The organism is Achromobacter sp. F4_2707 (genome assembly GCF_047501535.1).
GTDB lineage: Bacteria > Pseudomonadota > Gammaproteobacteria > Burkholderiales > Burkholderiaceae_B > Yanghanlia.
The window spans coordinates 316,595-332,713 of sequence record NZ_JAZDRJ010000001.1; the positions used below are offsets into that span (position 1 = coordinate 316,595).

Annotated in this window: 14 protein-coding genes, 1 pseudogene and 1 riboswitch; of the genes and pseudogenes, 6 read left to right on the forward strand and 9 right to left on the reverse strand. The window is 59.4% G+C overall.

Features of this window, described 5'->3' with window-relative positions:
* Positions 1–145: 145 nt before the first annotated feature.
* The 4 genes from metK to metF all read left to right on the forward strand — a co-directional run bounded on the left by metK (position 146) and on the right by metF (position 4,082).
* Entirely contained in the window at positions 146–1,312 is a 1,167-nt protein-coding gene (gene metK / locus VRY85_RS01575; RefSeq protein WP_414596839.1) for a methionine adenosyltransferase, read from the forward strand.
* A 17-nt stretch (positions 1,313–1,329) separates the two neighbouring features.
* A riboswitch (S-adenosyl-L-homocysteine riboswitch) is annotated at positions 1,330–1,410 on the forward strand.
* Between the two features lie 71 nt (positions 1,411–1,481).
* Positions 1,482–2,900 carry an adenosylhomocysteinase gene (gene ahcY / locus VRY85_RS01580; protein ID WP_414596840.1) on the forward strand — a complete coding sequence of 473 codons (1,419 nt, stop codon included), beginning with the start codon at positions 1,482–1,484 and terminating at the stop codon, positions 2,898–2,900.
* A 7-nt stretch (positions 2,901–2,907) separates the two neighbouring features.
* Positions 2,908–3,246 (forward strand): phage holin family protein, encoded by a 339-nt coding sequence (locus VRY85_RS01585; protein WP_414596841.1) that lies wholly within the window; start codon positions 2,908–2,910, stop codon positions 3,244–3,246.
* Positions 3,243–4,082: a methylenetetrahydrofolate reductase [NAD(P)H] gene (metF, locus tag VRY85_RS01590; RefSeq protein ID WP_414596842.1), complete on the forward strand. Its 840-nt coding sequence runs from the start codon at positions 3,243–3,245 to the stop codon at positions 4,080–4,082. The genes VRY85_RS01585 and metF overlap by 4 nt, the downstream gene beginning before the upstream one ends.
* Before the next feature lie 102 nt (positions 4,083–4,184).
* Here the strand turns inward: metF and VRY85_RS01595 are convergent, their stop codons facing one another.
* On the reverse strand, positions 4,185–4,814 hold the full coding sequence (locus VRY85_RS01595) for a 5-formyltetrahydrofolate cyclo-ligase (protein WP_414596843.1): 630 nt from the start codon (positions 4,812–4,814) through the stop codon (positions 4,185–4,187).
* Positions 4,815–4,841: 27 nt separating this feature from the next.
* Between VRY85_RS01595 and VRY85_RS01600 the strand changes: the two genes are divergently transcribed.
* Both VRY85_RS01600 and VRY85_RS01605 read left to right on the forward strand, forming a co-directional pair.
* Entirely contained in the window at positions 4,842–6,971 is a 2,130-nt protein-coding gene (locus VRY85_RS01600) for a transglycosylase SLT domain-containing protein (protein ID WP_414596844.1), read from the forward strand.
* Positions 6,968–8,059 (forward strand): CCA tRNA nucleotidyltransferase, encoded by a 1,092-nt coding sequence (locus VRY85_RS01605; RefSeq protein WP_414596845.1) that lies wholly within the window; start codon positions 6,968–6,970, stop codon positions 8,057–8,059. The genes VRY85_RS01600 and VRY85_RS01605 overlap by 4 nt, the downstream gene beginning before the upstream one ends.
* 4 nt (positions 8,060–8,063) lie before the next feature.
* On the opposite strand, the gene VRY85_RS01610 is transcribed toward VRY85_RS01605, so the two are convergent.
* The 8 genes and pseudogenes from VRY85_RS01610 to trpD form a co-directional block, all read right to left on the reverse strand.
* Positions 8,064–9,281: a class I SAM-dependent methyltransferase gene (locus VRY85_RS01610; protein WP_414596846.1), complete on the reverse strand. Its 1,218-nt coding sequence runs from the start codon at positions 9,279–9,281 to the stop codon at positions 8,064–8,066.
* Complete coding sequence (locus VRY85_RS01615) at positions 9,278–9,481, reverse strand: hypothetical protein (RefSeq protein WP_414596847.1); 204 nt, start codon at positions 9,479–9,481, stop codon at positions 9,278–9,280. The genes VRY85_RS01610 and VRY85_RS01615 overlap by 4 nt, the downstream gene beginning before the upstream one ends.
* Before the next feature lie 288 nt (positions 9,482–9,769).
* On the reverse strand, positions 9,770–11,269 hold the full coding sequence (locus VRY85_RS01620; RefSeq protein ID WP_414596848.1) for a DEAD/DEAH box helicase: 1,500 nt from the start codon (positions 11,267–11,269) through the stop codon (positions 9,770–9,772).
* A 274-nt stretch (positions 11,270–11,543) separates the two neighbouring features.
* Positions 11,544–12,290, reverse strand: a complete 747-nt coding sequence (locus VRY85_RS01625) for a uracil-DNA glycosylase (protein WP_414596916.1) — start codon at positions 12,288–12,290, stop codon at positions 11,544–11,546.
* 210 nt (positions 12,291–12,500) lie between these two features.
* Positions 12,501–12,788, reverse strand: a pseudogene (locus tag VRY85_RS01630) (HIT family protein); the annotation flags it as partial.
* Positions 12,785–14,278 carry a polyphosphate:AMP phosphotransferase gene (gene pap, locus VRY85_RS01635; protein ID WP_414596849.1) on the reverse strand — a complete coding sequence of 498 codons (1,494 nt, stop codon included), beginning with the start codon at positions 14,276–14,278 and terminating at the stop codon, positions 12,785–12,787. The pseudogene VRY85_RS01630 and the gene pap, both read right to left, overlap by 4 nt.
* Positions 14,279–14,290: 12 nt before the next feature.
* Positions 14,291–15,082, reverse strand: coding sequence for an indole-3-glycerol phosphate synthase TrpC (trpC, locus tag VRY85_RS01640; protein ID WP_414596850.1), 792 nt, complete (start codon positions 15,080–15,082; stop codon positions 14,291–14,293).
* Positions 15,079–16,110, reverse strand: a complete 1,032-nt coding sequence (gene trpD / locus VRY85_RS01645) for an anthranilate phosphoribosyltransferase (RefSeq protein ID WP_414596851.1) — start codon at positions 16,108–16,110, stop codon at positions 15,079–15,081. The genes trpC and trpD overlap by 4 nt, the downstream gene beginning before the upstream one ends.
* Positions 16,111–16,119 lie beyond the last annotated feature (9 nt).

A 16,119-nucleotide genomic window follows, 5' to 3' on the forward strand; every position in this document is an offset into this window, starting at 1 on the left:
CGGAGCGATGGTGCCCTTACAGGGTACGAAACAAACCGCTAAAGCGTCGCGCCAAGAATGTTCCGTCCTGCAGGTCGGAGAGGTGCAACGCAACCGACCAATCTGTGCCGGTTTCATCCCGGCACCTCTTTGCAGGAAACTCCCTGTGGCAAAAACCAACGATTATCTCTTCACATCTGAATCCGTCTCAGAAGGCCATCCCGACAAGGTTGCCGATCAAATCTCAGACGCCGTCCTTGATGCAATCTTCACCGAAGATCCCAATGCACGTGTCGCTGCCGAAACGCTGTGCAACACCGGCTTGGTCGTGATGGCGGGTGAAATCACCACCACGGCAAATGTTGATTACATTCAGGTGGCGCGCGATACCATCAAGCGCATCGGCTACGACAACACCGAATTCGGCATCGACTACAAAGGCTGCGCCGTGCTGGTGGCCTACGACAAACAGTCGCCTGACATTGCCAGGGGCGTGGATCGCAGCCCCGAAGAGCTGCTTAACCAGGGGGCGGGCGACCAGGGCCTGATGTTCGGCTACGCTTGCGACGAAACCCCCGATCTCATGCCTGCACCCATCTGGTATGCCCACCGTCTGGTGCAGCGCCAGAGCGAGTTGCGTAAGGACGGCCGCCTGCCCTGGCTGCGCCCCGACGCCAAATCTCAGGTCACCTTCCGCTATGTGGATGGCCGCCCCGTCGAAATCGACACCGTTGTGCTGTCCACGCAGCATGCCCCGGATATTTCCCAGAGCGATATTCACGAAGCCGTCATCGAGGAAATCATCAAGCCTGTTATTCCCGAAGGCCTGCTGACCTCCAACACCCGCTTCCTGGTCAACCCCACGGGTGTATTTATTATCGGTGGCCCGCAAGGGGATTGCGGCCTGACCGGGCGCAAAATTATCGTCGATACCTATGGCGGCGCCTGCTCGCACGGCGGTGGCGCGTTCTCGGGCAAAGACCCTTCCAAGGTCGACCGTTCCGCCGCTTACGCAGCCCGCTATGTGGCTAAGAACATAGTGGCTGCCGGGCTGGCGCGTCAGTGCCAGGTACAGCTCAGCTATGCGATTGGTGTGGCTGAGCCGATCAATATCACGGTATACACCGAAGGCACGGGCGTCATTCCCGACGAGCAAATCGCCCGACTGGTGCGTGAAAACTTCGATCTGCGCCCACGGGGCATTATCGAAATGCTCGACCTGCTGCGCCCCATCTACACCAAGACGGCGGCCTACGGCCACTTTGGGCGTTCGGAGCCCGAGTTCAGTTGGGAAGCCGTGGACAAAGTGCAAGTGCTGAAGCAAGCGGCCTAATACGTTAAAATAAGGGAATTCCCGAGGGGCGCTGCAACGGTGGCCACACCGCTAGGCTCGGGAATCTCTCTCCACAGTTTCAACGGCGCTCATCCTCACCCGTTTACGGGGAAGATGAGCACACCGCATCCTGCTTCCTCCGTCACGGGTTCATTTTGGATTGAACATCATGAACTCTGTTGCTGACACGAATTTCTCCGATTACAAAATTGCCGATCTCTCCCTGGCTGATTGGGGGCGTCGCGAGATCGCTATCGCGGAAACCGAAATGCCCGGCCTGATGGCTGTGCGCGAAGAATACGCCGCCGCCCAACCTTTGAAGGGCGCGCGCATCGCCGGCAGCCTGCACATGACGATCCAGACCGCCGTGCTGATCGAAACGCTCAAAGCCCTGGGCGCAGACGTTCGCTGGGCATCGTGCAATATTTTCTCCACGCAAGACCACGCTGCGGCAGCGATTGCAGCAGGGGGCACGCCGGTATTCGCTATCAAGGGCGAAACACTGGAAGACTACTGGCAGTACACCCACGAAATTTTCAACTGGCCGGGCGAAGAGCAGGCCAATATGATTCTCGATGACGGCGGCGATGCCACGCTGTTGCTGCACCTGGGCGCGCGCGCCGAAAAAGACCTTTCCGTGTTGGATAACCCGGGCAGCGAAGAAGAGCGTGTACTGTTTGCTTCTATCCGCGCTCGTCTGGCGACTTCGCCCGACTGGTATTCCACCCGTTTGGCGCAAATCAAAGGCGTGACGGAAGAAACCACGACGGGCGTGAACCGCCTGTATCAGATGTCCAAGAAGGGCGAGCTGGCTTTCCCTGCCATCAACGTTAACGACTCCGTCACGAAATCCAAGTTCGACAACCTGTACGGCTGCCGCGAATCCCTGGTCGATGGCATTAAGCGTGCGACCGACGTCATGGTGGCTGGCAAGATTGCTGTTGTCGTGGGCTTTGGTGATGTCGGTAAGGGTTGCGCTCAAGCGCTGGCCGCCTTGCGTGCCCAAGTGTGGGTTACCGAAATCGACCCGATCTGCGCCCTGCAAGCATCGATGGAAGGCTATCGCGTGGTCACCATGGAAGAAGCCGCCGACAAAGCCGACATCTTCGTGACCGCCACCGGCAACTACCATGTCATTACCCGCGAGCACATGGAGCGCATGAAAGATCAGGCCATCGTCTGCAATATCGGTCACTTCGATAATGAAATCGACGTGGCGGGCATTGAGGATCTGCAATGGGAAGAGATCAAGCCCCAGGTCGATCATGTCATTTTCCCCGATGGCAAGCGCATCATCCTGTTGGCCCAGGGCCGGCTGGTGAACCTGGGCTGCGCCACAGGCCACCCATCTTTTGTGATGTCGGCTTCTTTCACCAACCAGACCATTGCGCAGATCGAGCTGTTCACACGCGGCGATCACTACAAGCGCGGTCAGGTATACGTTTTGCCCAAGCATCTGGATGAAAAAGTGGCGCGCCTGCACCTGAAAAAACTGGGTGTACAACTGACTGAACTGCGTCAGGATCAGGCCGACTACATCAACGTGCCGGTCGAAGGCCCTTACAAGCCCGACCACTACCGCTATTGAGGTTGCCATGACTTTATTGCTTGTCTGGATACTTAACGCCGTCGCCCTGCTGATCGTCGCGTATCTGTTGCCAGGCATCACGGTGGCGTCGTTTGGCGCCGCTTTGATTGCCGCGCTGGTGCTGGGGCTGTTAAACACCCTGGTCAAGCCCGTGCTGGTGCTGTTGACTTTGCCGATTACGGTTGTGACGCTGGGCCTGTTTCTGTTGGTGCTTAATGCGCTGGTGTTCTGGTTCGCTGGTTCTATCCTGAAGGGTTTTCAGGTGGCCGGTTTCTGGTGGGCGCTTGCAGGCGCCATTGTCTATAGCCTGATTTCCGGGCTGCTTTCAAGGTTGTTGGTGCAATGAGCGGTGGAAAAACAATAAGTCTGGAGTTTTTTCCTCCGCGTGAAGAAGCCGCACGCGACAAGCTTGCCCAGGCTGCGCGCGAGCTGGTGGCGCGCCGGCCTGCCTATGTCAGCGTCACCTATGGCGCAGGGGGTTCCACCCGCAGTGGCACAGCCGACACCGTCGAGCTGATGCAGTCATTGGGCATGGATACCGCGCCTCACCTTTCTTGTATTGGTTCAAGCCGTGCTGAGCTGCTGGAAATCCTGGACGGCTATCGCGCTCAGGGTATCCGCCGCATTGTGGCACTGCGTGGCGACCTGCCTTCGGGCATGGGCCGTTACCCCGGCGAAGTCCATTATGCCAATGAGCTCGTCAGCCTGATTCGTGAGCACAGCGGCGATTGGTTCCACATCGAAGTGGCGGCCTACCCCGAAGTTCACCCCCAGGCTGCCGGCGCGGCCAAAGATCTTGATCACTTTGTGGGCAAGGTGGAGGCGGGGGCGAATGGGGCGATTACCCAGTACTTCTTCAATGCCGACTCTTATTTCGATTTTGTCGATCGGGTAAGGGCGCGCGGAGTAGACATCCCCATCGTGCCGGGCATCATGCCGATCACCAACCACAAGCAGCTGGCGCGCTTTTCCAAGATGTGTGGGGCGGAAATCCCGCGCTGGCTGGAATGGCGTTTGATGGATTTCGGCGAAGATCGCGCGTCTTTGCGCGCGTTTGGTGCGGATTTCGTAGCGGACTTATCGCAGCGCCTGTTGGATCAGGGTGCGCCGGGCCTGCATTTCTACACCCTCAATAATGCTGAAGCCACCTTGGCGGTGTGGGATAAGCTGAACGTAGGCTAAAGCCAGAGGGCTGCCCGCATTTTGGTGTCGGGCGGCCCCAGCGGCGCTGCTGCCGTTTCGCTTCCCTGTGGCAGCAGTGCTGCCGCCCGGGTAATCGGGGCTTTAAAGTTCTGGCGCCGGCACGGCCCAGCCTTTGTCTGTCAGAATGCCATCCAGCCTTACGTCGTGTGGCTGAGGCTGGTAGTTTGTGCCACTGAGGTCTCCGGTTGCCCAAGCAATACCAATGGTCACAAAAGAATGCCCCGATTCCTTCAGGGCCGCCAGTGTGCGATCATAGTAGCCGCCACCGTAACCGACGCGGTCGCCGGCCCGGGTATAGCCAAGGGTGGGCACCAGAATAATGTCGGGCTTGGGTGCGGGGCCGCTGACAGGCTCTTGTATGCCGTAGGCACCATCGCGCATGGGCGCGTCAGGCGCCCAATTATGGAATTCCAACGGGGCGTCGGCGGCCGCTACCACAGGCAGCGATACCTGATAACCGTCTTCTTCCACCCATTGGCGCAGCAGGGCAGCTAACTGCGGCTCTTCCGGCATGGACCAGAAAGCGGCGATGTTCTTGGGTACAGGCCTGCCCTCTTCACGCAGGCGGGTGGCATTGGTGGCCAGCCAGGTATACAGGCGGCCACGAATTAACAACCCGCCGCGATTGCTGTCGAGTGGGTTCTGCGCAGCCCGCAGTGTTTTGAGTCGCTTACGCAGCTCGACTGCGTTATTCTCTTTGTTCTCGTTCATGGCGGTGTCAGGTAGGAAGGACGTAAGATGATAGCCAATAGCCCAATGTACCGGCAAACAACAGCAGCCCGGCAGGGATACACCATATCACGCAAGTTGGGGCTGGCTCTTTCTGCCTGCCTGCTGGTTTTGGCGGGGTGTTCAGGTTCTAGCGCCGAGCCCAAGGCGCAGCTGAGCGAGGCTATACAGGAAGTGGATCTGCGCCAGACGCTGGTTGCTGATGCCTCGTTGGTGGTGAAAACGCCAGCGCCCGAACCCGAACCTGTACGCCTTATCGTGCCACCCGAAGCTCGTGAAGCGGTCATTCAGGCAAGAGCGGCCATGCAGGCGAAACAATGGGATCGCCTGCGCTCTTTCATCCCACAAGCCGATCGCGATCCTGTGCTGGGCTCGTATGTCCGCTATTGGGCCCTTAGCCAGGCCTTGCAAACGCCGTCCCAACCCATTCCCGAACAAGAAATCCAAGAGTTTTTCGAACGCAACCAGGACGCCTATCTGGCTGATCGCCTGAAAAGGGAATGGCTGATAGCCGCCGGGCGTGCGGGAGGCTATCAGCAGGTGTTGGAACTGGCGCCCGTTGTGGTTGAGAACGCTGCCTCGCGCTGCACAGTGCTGATGGCCGAACACATGAGCGGGCGCAAAGTTCGGCCAAGCGACGCGGTTGACGCTTTCGAGCCCAATGCTGCGTGTTGGTCTATGCTAGACCAGTTCTACGAGCGCCGTGTGATGGGCTGGTCGGATCTGCAAGGCATGTTGCGGGCGTCGTTGGAAACCAATCGCCATGGCAATTCGCGCCGGCTGGCGGCCATTATGTTTGATGGCGCACAAATGCGCGATTACTCGGCCATTATGGACGACCCGCGCAAATGGTTGCAGAACAATTCCAAGCCGGCGCGCAACCCGGCGAGCATGGAACTTACCGCTATCGCTTTATCGCGCCTGGCCTACGGCCCACAGCGGGTGGAAAACGCGGGCTGGGTTGAGAAAAACTGGCAAGATGCCCTGCCCAAGCCTTATATGGAATGGGTGTGGAGCCAGTTTGGCCTGGTGGCGGCATTGAACGTGGAGCTAGACGCCGCCCGCTGGTATCGCAAATCGGGCAATTTCCGCATGACCGACTACAACCATGCCTGGCAGGTGCGGGCCGAGTTGCGTCAGCCGGCCATAGCCTGGGATCAGGTTGCCAAGGCGATACGTCGTATGTCGGCACGCCAGGCGGCTGAGCCAGTGTGGGTGTATTGGTATGCGAGGGCCTTAAGTGCCCTGGGTAATGAGCAGGCGGCGACCGACCACTACCGCAGCATTGCGCACGACCTCAGCTTTTACGGCCTGCTGGCCAGTGAAGAACTGGGTCAGATTCAGCCCTTGCCCCCCAAGCCTGCTCCGGTAACCTCAGCAGAGCTGGCCGCCGCGCGCAACCACGCAGGGCTGCAGCGAGCCATCGCCTTGTTTGAGCTGGGCTGGCGTCCGGAAGCCGTGCCGGAATGGAACTTCAGCCTGCGTGGCATGGATGACCGGCAATTACTGGCGGCGTCTGAGTTAGCGCGCGAAAAGCATATTTACGATCGTGTCGTGAACACATCATTGCGTACCGAAAAGGAAATCGACCTTTCTCAACGCTTTATCGCGCCGTTTGCGGGGCAGGTATCGGCAAAAGCCAACGAAATCAGCCTGGACCCAGCCTGGGTTTATGGGGTGATACGGCAGGAGTCCCGCTTTATTACCGATGCGCGGTCCCGCGTAGGAGCGTCGGGGCTGATGCAGCTCATGCCGGCCACAGCGAAGTGGGTGGCGCGTAAGATCGGCATGAAGGACTTCCACCCTTCCAAAGTCAATGATTTCGAAGTGAATACAATTTTGGGCACCAACTACCTGCGCATGGTGCTGAGTGATCTGAATGGCTCCGAAGTGTTAGCCACCGCAGGCTACAACGCCGGGCCCAGGCGCCCGGTGCAGTGGCGCTCCAAACTGGCGGCACCGGTTGAAGGCGCTATCTTTGCAGAAACGATCCCGTTCACTGAAACCCGTATTTACGTCAAAAACGTGATGTCTAACGCCATTTACTACGCCACGTTGTTTACGGGGCAGCCGCATTCACTGAAAGAAAGGCTGGGCACGGTGGCACCCGCCGAAAACCGCAAAGTGGCCTTGCCTTGAGCCGTATTGATCCTGCAATAGACGGCCTGCAGGCCTATGTGGTGGGCGGCGCCGTGCGTGACGCCTTGCTGCAGCAGCCTGCAGGCGATCGCGACTGGGTGGTGGTGGGTGCGACGCCTGCTGAAATGGAAGCACGTGGCTTCATTCCCGTTGGGGGCGACTTTCCGGTATTCCTGCATCCGCGCACCAAGGAAGAATTCGCCCTGGCCCGCACGGAAAGAAAATCCGGGCGCGGCTACAAAGGGTTTACCTTTTATACGGGTACCGACGTCACGCTGGAAGACGACCTGCAGCGTCGCGACCTCACCATAAATGCCATCGCCCGGCATGCGGACGGCACACTGGTTGACCCCTGTGGCGGGTTGGCCGATCTTCAGGCTGGAGTGCTGCGCCATGTTGGCGCGGCGTTTTCTGAAGATCCGGTGCGGCTGTTGCGGCTGGCGCGGTTCGCCGCCCGTTTTCCCACTTTCACGGTGGCGCCCGAAACGATGGAGCAGGCGGCCCTTTTGGTGGAATCTGGCGAAGTGGACGCTCTGGTGCCGGAACGGGTCTGGCAGGAAGTCGCCAAAGGTTTGATGACAGAGCGGCCAGGCCGCATGTTTGAAGTGTTGAGCCAGAGCGGTGCGCTGGCGCGGGTCATGCCCGAACTGGTGTATGGGGACGAAATCGGCATTGAGCTGGCCAAGGCGCATCGTCAAGGCCTGTCCTTGGCATCGCGTTACGCCATTCTATGTCGATTGACGCCGGAGTCTGATGCGCTCAGCCGCCGCGTACGTGCGCCTTCCGAGTGTGCTTCACATGCAGTGTTGCTGCGCGAAATGCTGGCCGGCCTTGATGCGCAAGACGCCGATACAGCCTTGAGCTTAATGGAGCGTTGTGATGTGCTGCGCAAGCCCCAACGTTTTAAAGAGCTTCTACAGGCTTGTGCATGCGTGCGCGAGGTCGATCAAAGCGCCTGGCATGCGCGGTTGCAGGCAGTGTGTAGCGTTGATGCCGGGGCGATTGCGCGAACGTGTGAAGACCGCAGCAATATTCCTGCAGCGGTGCGGGGAGCACGGCTGCAGGCCCTGCAAGCATTGTTTTCTTAAGTTGCTACAACGTATCTCTTTTGTCGCCGCGCATAAAACCGATTAGGGGCGGCTCCACGCCACGCCCTACGGCCAACACCTTGAAGAGTTCCCCCATTTCGGCTTCTGAGACCAGTTTTTGTACGGCAGACAACGTGGCTTGCATGTCCGTGGCCTCTGGGCTGGCCATGCGGGTTTGAAGCAGATCGGGCAGCCCGGCATTCAGCAGAAAGCGCGCCTGGTTGGTGTAACCGAGCACATCCAGCCCGCCTTCAAGCGCGGCATCGGCCATGGCGGTGAAATCTATGTGGGCGGTGATGTCTTGTATGCCTGCCAGCACCAGCGCCTGGTCGTGGCTGTGGTGGCGAAAGTGACACATCAGGGTGCCAGTGAGGCGTTGTGGGTGGTAGTACTCGCGCTGCGGAAACCCGTAGTCGATCAGCAGGGCGGCACCCGCTTCGAGCCAATTACCCAACTGGCGCACCCAGGCTTCGGCTTGCAGGTTGATTTCGGAACGATAGCCGGGCAATGCGGGCATGCGCTGCGAGACAGCGGCCGATAGCTCTGGCCCCGCGGGGCGTTCCGCCCAGGTAAAGGGTGGGGTTTCGCCGGGCCGCGCCAGCACACCGAGTTCCATGAGTTCACCCGTTTCATTCCAGCGAAACAGGGCCGCAGGCATGGCGTCTAGCACTTCATTGGCGACGACACAGCCTTTGAAGGCGGTCGGCAGGGTGTTCAGCCATTGCACTGAGCCGGCCCAGGGGGCGAGCCGTTGCGCCTGGCGCTCTGCCAAATCGGCTGAAACTTCCAGAATATGGTAGTTCACGTCGATGCCAAGTTCTCGTAGCGCGGGGATCAAAGATGCCGCGAGCGCGCCGGTGCCGGCACCGAATTCCAAAACGGAATCTGTGCCGGTCATTTGCAGAACTTGCGCCACTTGTCGCGCCAAGACTTCGCCAAAAACCGGTGTCATTTCAGGAGCAGTGGTGAAGTCGCCGGTGGGCAGGCTGGCGCCGAATTTGGTGTTGCCCGCCGCGTAGTAACCCAGCCCCGGAGCATAGAGCGCTTGAGCCATCCACTGTTCAAAGGGTAGAAACCCCCCGGGCGCCATAGCAAGTTGTTGCAGCAGGTGCTCCTCCATATTCCTGCTGTGTGCCGCGCTGGCGGCGTCTACAGCTGGCAAGCCGGAAGGCATGGTGTCTGGCGGCAGAGGGGAAGGGGTGGAGCCTGCGTGTGAATTCATTCAATATCCTCTGATGACTGGCCTGACCGCCGCTCGGCGGCTTTCTTGCGGTTGAGAACACGTAGGGCGCGGACCATCGATAGCAAGAACGCGACCAATAACGCCGCGATAAAAGCCACGATGTAGTTGCCCAGCAGCATCCACAGCGGCACGGACAAAATCAGGGCAAGAAGGAAGGGGTGGTTCAAGAGCTGTTTCATCGACCCGTACTATAACGCGCAACCCCAGCAGGACAGTGGCATTGCTCTTACGATGAAAATATCGTGGGTCGTACCGGCGGGACTCGGCATGGCCAGTCGAGTGACAGCTGCTTTGCAGTGGTCGTGCATGCAGCAGATCAACTCACGCACGCGTCAAGACGAGCAGTTTGCAAACAGGAGTGCAGCCTGGTCTTGGTAGGGCGGGTATCAGGAGTGGGTAAGACTAAACGCGCTGGAGGCCGCCCCGTTTTTTTACAGTGGCGGCCTCCAGGTTTAAGCCATTACGTTTTAGAAGCGCGCGGCACCACGTTGGCCGCGGTCGGAACGCTGCGGGGCAGCGCTGCGTGTGCTGCTGGGCCGGGCCGGGCGACGGGCGCCGTCAGCTTGCGGCTTGCGCTCGCTCCAGCTCGATTTGCCGCTGGCTTTCCATTCCGGCTTGCCCTCACGCTTGCGGCTGGGTTGCCATTCGCCGCGTGGCTCAGGCTTGCCTTCCGGTCGGGCGTCCGACTTCCACTCCGGCTTACGGTCGCTTTTCCATTCGGGTTTGCGGTCTGCATAGGGGCGGTTGCCGCCTTCACGTCGTGCGCCGGGAGCGCCACGGTAACCACCACCGCCGCCGGGGCGCTTGCCAAAGCTGCGCTGCGGCTTGCGTTGCGGTTCAAGACCCGCGATTTCATCCATGGGGATGCTGCGGCCGATGAAGTGTTCAATACGGCGGACCTTATGGCGTTCGGAATGCATGGCCAGCGTGTAGGCTTGGCCGTTGCGGCCGGCACGGCCTGTGCGTCCGATGCGGTGGACGTAGTCTTCAGCCTGCATGGGCAGGTCGTAGTTGAAAGCATGGCTAATGCCTTGTACGTCGATGCCTCGTGCAGCTACGTCGGTAGCGACGAGAATGCGAAGCCTGCCGCGTTGCAGCATGCCCAGGGTACGGGTGCGTTGGCGTTGGTTCATGTCGCCATGCAAGGCCGCAGCGGCATAACCTTGTTCGCTCAGGTAGTCGGCCAGATCGTCGGCGCCACGTTTGGTGGCGGTGAACACAATGGCCTGATCCAGTTCAGTATCGCGCAGCAGATGATCAAGCAGGCGCAATTTGTGCGAGCTGTCGTCGGCGTATAGCAGTGTCTGGGCGATATTTTCGTGACGCTCTTTCTGGCCAGCCAGCTCCAGGCGAGCGGGATTGCGCATCATGCGCATGGCTAGTTGGGCAACGCTGCCATCCAGAGTGGCGGAGAACAGCAAGGTCTGACGTTCTGCCGGAGTGCGGGCGATGATGGATTCGATTTCTTCAATAAAGCCCATGTCCAGCATGCGGTCGGCCTCATCCAGTACCAAAGTTTGTACGGTGGAGAGGTTGACACGCTTGGCTTGCAAGTGGTCGATCAGGCGGCCCGGGGTGGCTACCAGCACATCGACTCGGCGGGACAGCGCCTTGATCTGCGCGCCATAGGGCATGCCGCCCACAACGGTTGCAATGCGCAGGCCATTGATATTGCTGCCGTAAATCTTGGTCGCGTCGGCGACTTGCAGAGCCAGTTCGCGTGTGGGTGTCAGGACCAGTACTTGAACGCCACTACCCTTGTTGGAAGCCAGCCCGGCGATGCGGTTCAGCAGGGGCAGCATGAAGGCGGCAGTTTTGCCGCTGCCAGTTTGCGATGAGACCATCAGATCCTCGCCAGTCATGGCGCGGGGGATGGCGGCAGCCTGTACCGGAGTAGGCTGAGTGAAGCCGGCACGGTCGAGCGCCGACACCAGGGTCGGGGAGAGTCCCAGAGATTCAAAAGACATGATTACCTTTGCCATGAGAGGCGGTATTTGCGCGCAAGGCCGGTTGGCGGCGATCAGGACGCGCGGTTGATGTGGATCATCGTGCCGACCCAATCAACCTGGATGCACGGTTTTTTTTACGCGTGCGTTGCGCATGATGGCAAAAGGTACTGGAAGGTCAGGGTGCGATGGTGTGCGGCTTCTGCGGTTTGTTTAATGCCGACACTAAGTAGAATGCAGCCTTCCATTATATATGGGAAAACCCTAATAAGGAAAGCTGTGTTGTGAATCAGCCTCAAAGCCAGTCAATAGCGGGCTGGCCCATGCTGTTGAGCCACGTGTTGGCTTGGGTGAAGTGCCCGCAGCCAATGAAGGGGCGAGGCGGGCGTAAGGCGGAAAGCGGCGAGGGGTGGTTGGACTTGAACACCTTGCACAGGCTGCCGTGCGCTTCCACAGCGGCTTGCTTGCTTTGCGCGTGGTTGCCCCACAGCAGAAAGACCTTGGGATGGGGCGAGCGGGCCACGGCGTCGATCAGTGCGTCGGTGACGGCTTCCCAACCCTTGCGGGCGTGAGAGCCGGCGGCCCCTTGCTCTACTGTGAGGCTGGTGTTCAGCAGCAACACCCCCTGACGGCTCCAGTCAGATAAGTCATTCTTGCGGCGCGGGGGCTGGTCTGGGTATTCCCGCGCCAATTCATTGAAGATATTGCGCAGGCTGGGTGGCGCAGGGCAATCGTCAGGCACCGAAAACGCCAGCCCCTGGGCTTGGCCCGGGCCGTGGTAGGGATCTTGACCGAGAATCACGACCCGCACGTCTTCAGGGGCCAGTGCTTCCAACGCACGAAAAATGTGTGCGGGGTAAATTGTGGCGCCATCTTGCAGCCGCTGTGCCAAGAATTGGTCGAGCCGGGCCAGTGCCTCGCGGGCCGTGGGCGTATCCAGGGCGCTTTGCCACCCCGTGTGCAGCCGGGATACTTGCTGGCTGGGGAGTTCGCGCAGGCGGTTATCGGCTGAAGCCGCCTCAGCGGTGGTAGAGGGCTGGATATCGGGCCGGCGGATTGGTGCGGCGTTCTGAAGGGACGGCCCAAAACTTTGTTCCAGCCTTACTTTCAGCGCTGCTGCATACTCGCCTTGCAGGATAGCCAGAGTTTCGTGGTGTTCCCGCCAGCCCGCCAAGCCAGCTTCGTCTCTTGGGCGGCGCGGCGCCCAAATACTATCGGGAAACCACGGGTCGCTCTGCCAACGGGGCATGATGTGCCAGTGCAAATGCGGCGTCATATTGCCCAACGAGGCGAGGTTGACTTTATCGGTGCGGAGGATCTCTCGCTGTACGCTTTCCACCACAAAAACCACTTGCATGAAAGCCTGTTGGTCGGCGGCGGAAAGGTCGCTCATTTCCTTGATATGCGTATTCCAGACTACACGGGTATAGCCCGGCAGATCAGGGTCTTCTACCAGAACAACGCGTAATTTCTGGTTGCTCCAGACCATGGTGCCGCCGGTTTCGATGCACAGCGTGCAGGGGGTGTGAGTAGGCTTCATGACGACAGTTTTTCATCGAGGGCCGTGACAATGCGCTCCAGAACGGCAATGCGGGCATGCCTTTTGTCGTTAGAGGAAACGACGTTCCAGGGGGCGTGCAGGGTGTCGGTGAGTTCAAGCATGTCGTTGACCGCCGTGGTGTAGGCGTTCCATTTTTCGCGGTTGCGCCAGTCTTCGGGGGTGATTTTGAACGACTTGAAAGGGGAACGTTCGCGCTCGCGGAAACGTTCGAGCTGCACATCTTTGGTGATGGACAGCCAGAATTTCAGCAGCAGAATATTGCTGTCGGCCAGCTGGGACTCGAACTGGTTGATTTCTTCGTAAGCCCGGCGCCATTCGGCCGGTTTGGCGAGTGTTTCCACACGCTCCACCAGCACGCGCCCATACCAGGAGCGGTCGAAAATGGTGATGTTTCCCGGTGCTGGAAGCTCGCGCCAGAAGCGCCACAAATAGGGGCGTGCCAGCTCGTCTTGGGTGGGGGCGCTAATCGGTACGGCACGATACTGCCGGGCATCCAAGGCGTGGGTGATACGCCGTATGGTGCTGCCTTTGCCTGCGGCATCATGGCCTTCGAACAGCAGAACCAGTTGCTGTTTCTGGAACGCCTTGCTGCGTACCTGACGCGCCAGCCGGCCGCGCCAATGCGCAAGGAGATCATCGTATTCGTTTTCCCCCAGCGTGGCGCTGTAATCGATTCGAGAAAGGGGGCGTTTTCCGCCGGAACGGCTGGCGGCAGACGCGCGATAGGGTTGCGCGCCGTTACGCGGAATGGGGGCCTGCAACGCGTTGAGAATGGCTTCTCCGGTGGAGATGGCACGCATGCGTTCGTCGGCGCTGGGAATGACCCGCCAGGGTGCCAGCCTGGAGTCGGTCAGCATCAGCATGCTGCCGGCGGCCTCGCGCACGCGCTCGAAGTTTTTTGCCACCAAGTGGTCTTCCGGGTGAACCATCCAGGCGGTATCGGGATCTTTCGAGAGCTTGGCCGTGCGTTTTTTCTGGGCCTTGCGTGACAGGTGATACCAGAGCTTCAATATTTGCACGCCATCGCGCGCCAGCAGTGCTTCGAAATCTTTGATGGTGCTTGTCAGTTGTTCGATATCCGCCCGCTTCGGGTCTTTGCTTATCAACAGATTGAACAGGGGGGCGTACCACGAACCAAACACAATGCCGGTGCGGCCCTTTGGGGGAAGTTCACGCCAATAACGCCACAGCAGCGGGTATTCTTGCTCTTCTTTGGTGGGTGGGTTGAAGGCCAGGGTGCGGATATGGCGCGCGTCCATCCACTCGTTGATGAGGTTGATGGTGGCGCCTTTGCCGGCACCATCAATGCCGGCCACGACAATCAACAGGCTGCGCTGCGGTTTTTCCAGACGGGCGTATTGCGCTTTGAGCAAGGCGCTGCGCAACTCCGCGATCAGAGGTTTGGCGGCTTCCTTGGGAATGGAGGGGTCGCTTTCGGCTTCTGTGAAGCGTGTCGTGGTCTGCGCCATGGGTGGACGGCCTCAGGAAAAGAACAGTCTTTTCAGGGCGGCGCCCGGGTCGTCTTCACGCATGAAGGCCTCACCCACCAGGAAGGCGTGCACATCGTGGCTGCGCATCAGTGCGACGTCTTCAGGCGTAAGAATTGCGCTTTCTGTTATGACACGCTTGCCTTCGGGAATCAGGGGAAGGAGGTCGATCGTGTTCTGTAGCGAGGTCTCAAAGGTGCGCAGGTTGCGGTTATTGATACCCAACAAGGTGGTTTTGAGTTCCAGAGCGGCTTCCAGTTCGGAGCGATCGTGAACTTCCACCAGCACATCCATGCCCAGTTCCATGGCGAGCGCTTCAAACTCCTTGAGCTGAGATGCGCTAAGCGCAGCAACAATGAGCAGGATGCAGTCGGCGCCAATAGCGCGTGAATGGATGATCTGGTAGGGATCGACGATGAAATCCTTGCGCAACACGGGCAGTGAGCAAGCGGCGCGTGCCTGGCGCAGGTAATCGTATGAACCCTGGAAGTACTGCACGTCGGTCAGCACCGACAAGCAGGCAGCGCCGTGGGCGGCGTAAGCCGCAGCGATGTCGGTGGGGTTGAAGTTTTCGCGAATCACCCCCTTGGAGGGCGACGCTTTCTTGACCTCAGCGATCACGCCGGGCTTGCCCTGGGCGATTTTGTCTTCAATGGCGCGTGCGAAACCGCGAAGGTCCTGACGGCTTTTTGCTTCGCGCAGCAAATCGGATTCGCTGCGCATTTGGCGCGCCGTGGTGACTTCGGTTTTTTTGGTTTCAAGGATTTTGGCGAGAATGTCGTTCATGCGGACAGCTTCCCCGTGTAGGTGCGGAATTCTTCTAGTTTGGCGCGAGCCGAACCGTCCCGCAGGCATTCGTTTGCGATTTTCAAACCTTCCTCGATAGAGGAGGCCTTGTTGCCGGTGTAGATAGCCAGACCAGCGTTCAGGGCAACGATATCACGCGCAGGGCCGGCTACGTTATTGAGGGCTTCCATGACTAACTGGGCGGATTCTTCGCGGGTGCTGACCTTGATGCTGCGGTTTGACACCATAGTCATGCCGAAATCCTCTGGGTGGATTTCGTATTCGGAGACTTTGCCATCCTTGAGTTCGCCCACCATGGTGGCCGCACCCAAAGAGCCTTCATCCATACCGTCTTTGCCGTGCACAATCAGCACATGTCGTGCCCCGAGGCGTTCCAGTACGCGTACTTGAATACCGACGAGATCGGGGTGGAAGACGCCCATCAACTGGTTGGCGGCATTGGCCGGGTTAGTTAGCGGGCCAAGAATGTTGAAGATGGTGCGCACGCCGAGTTCTTTGCGCAGGGCGGCGACGTTTTTCATGGCGCCATGATGCGCCGGTGCGAACATAAAGCCGATGCCCAGCGTATCGATGCATTCAGCGACTTGCTCGGGTGACAGGGAGATATTGATGCCTAGAGCTTCAAGCACGTCGGCGCTGCCCGAGGATGACGATGCGCTGCGCCCGCCGTGCTTGGCAATTTTTACACCGGCGGCGGCCGCTACAAACATGGCGGTTGTGGAAATGTTGAAGGTATTGGAGCCGTCGCCACCGGTGCCGCACATATCCAGCAGATCACCGGGGTCGGACACGGGTACGGGCAAGGCGAATTCACGCATAGCTTGGGCAGCGGCGGTGATCTCACCCACGGTTTCTTTCTTAACGCGCAGCCCCATGATGAGCGCTGCGGCCGTTTGCGGGGGGACTTCTCCACGCATCAACTGACGCATCAGGTGCAGCATTTCGTCGTGAAAGATTTCGCGATGCTCAATACACCGCGTCAGGGCTTCAGTCAGGGAAATAGTCATGGGGGATCT

Coding starts and splice junctions, on each gene's coding strand:
- VRY85_RS01595 (WP_414596843.1), bottom strand. CDS start 4,814: ATGAACGAGAACAAAGAGAATAACGCAGTCGAGCTGCGTAAGCGACTC.
- ahcY (WP_414596840.1), top strand. CDS start 1,482: ATGAACTCTGTTGCTGACACGAATTTCTCCGATTACAAAATTGCCGAT.
- metF (WP_414596842.1), top strand. CDS start 3,243: ATGAGCGGTGGAAAAACAATAAGTCTGGAGTTTTTTCCTCCGCGTGAA.
- VRY85_RS01600 (WP_414596844.1), top strand. CDS start 4,842: ATGATAGCCAATAGCCCAATGTACCGGCAAACAACAGCAGCCCGGCAG.
- pap (WP_414596849.1), bottom strand. CDS start 14,278: ATGGCGCAGACCACGACACGCTTCACAGAAGCCGAAAGCGACCCCTCC.
- VRY85_RS01620 (WP_414596848.1), bottom strand. CDS start 11,269: ATGTCTTTTGAATCTCTGGGACTCTCCCCGACCCTGGTGTCGGCGCTC.
- VRY85_RS01610 (WP_414596846.1), bottom strand. CDS start 9,281: ATGAATTCACACGCAGGCTCCACCCCTTCCCCTCTGCCGCCAGACACC.
- trpD (WP_414596851.1), bottom strand. CDS start 16,110: ATGACTATTTCCCTGACTGAAGCCCTGACGCGGTGTATTGAGCATCGC.
- VRY85_RS01585 (WP_414596841.1), top strand. CDS start 2,908: ATGACTTTATTGCTTGTCTGGATACTTAACGCCGTCGCCCTGCTGATC.
- trpC (WP_414596850.1), bottom strand. CDS start 15,082: ATGAACGACATTCTCGCCAAAATCCTTGAAACCAAAAAAACCGAAGTC.
- VRY85_RS01615 (WP_414596847.1), bottom strand. CDS start 9,481: ATGAAACAGCTCTTGAACCACCCCTTCCTTCTTGCCCTGATTTTGTCC.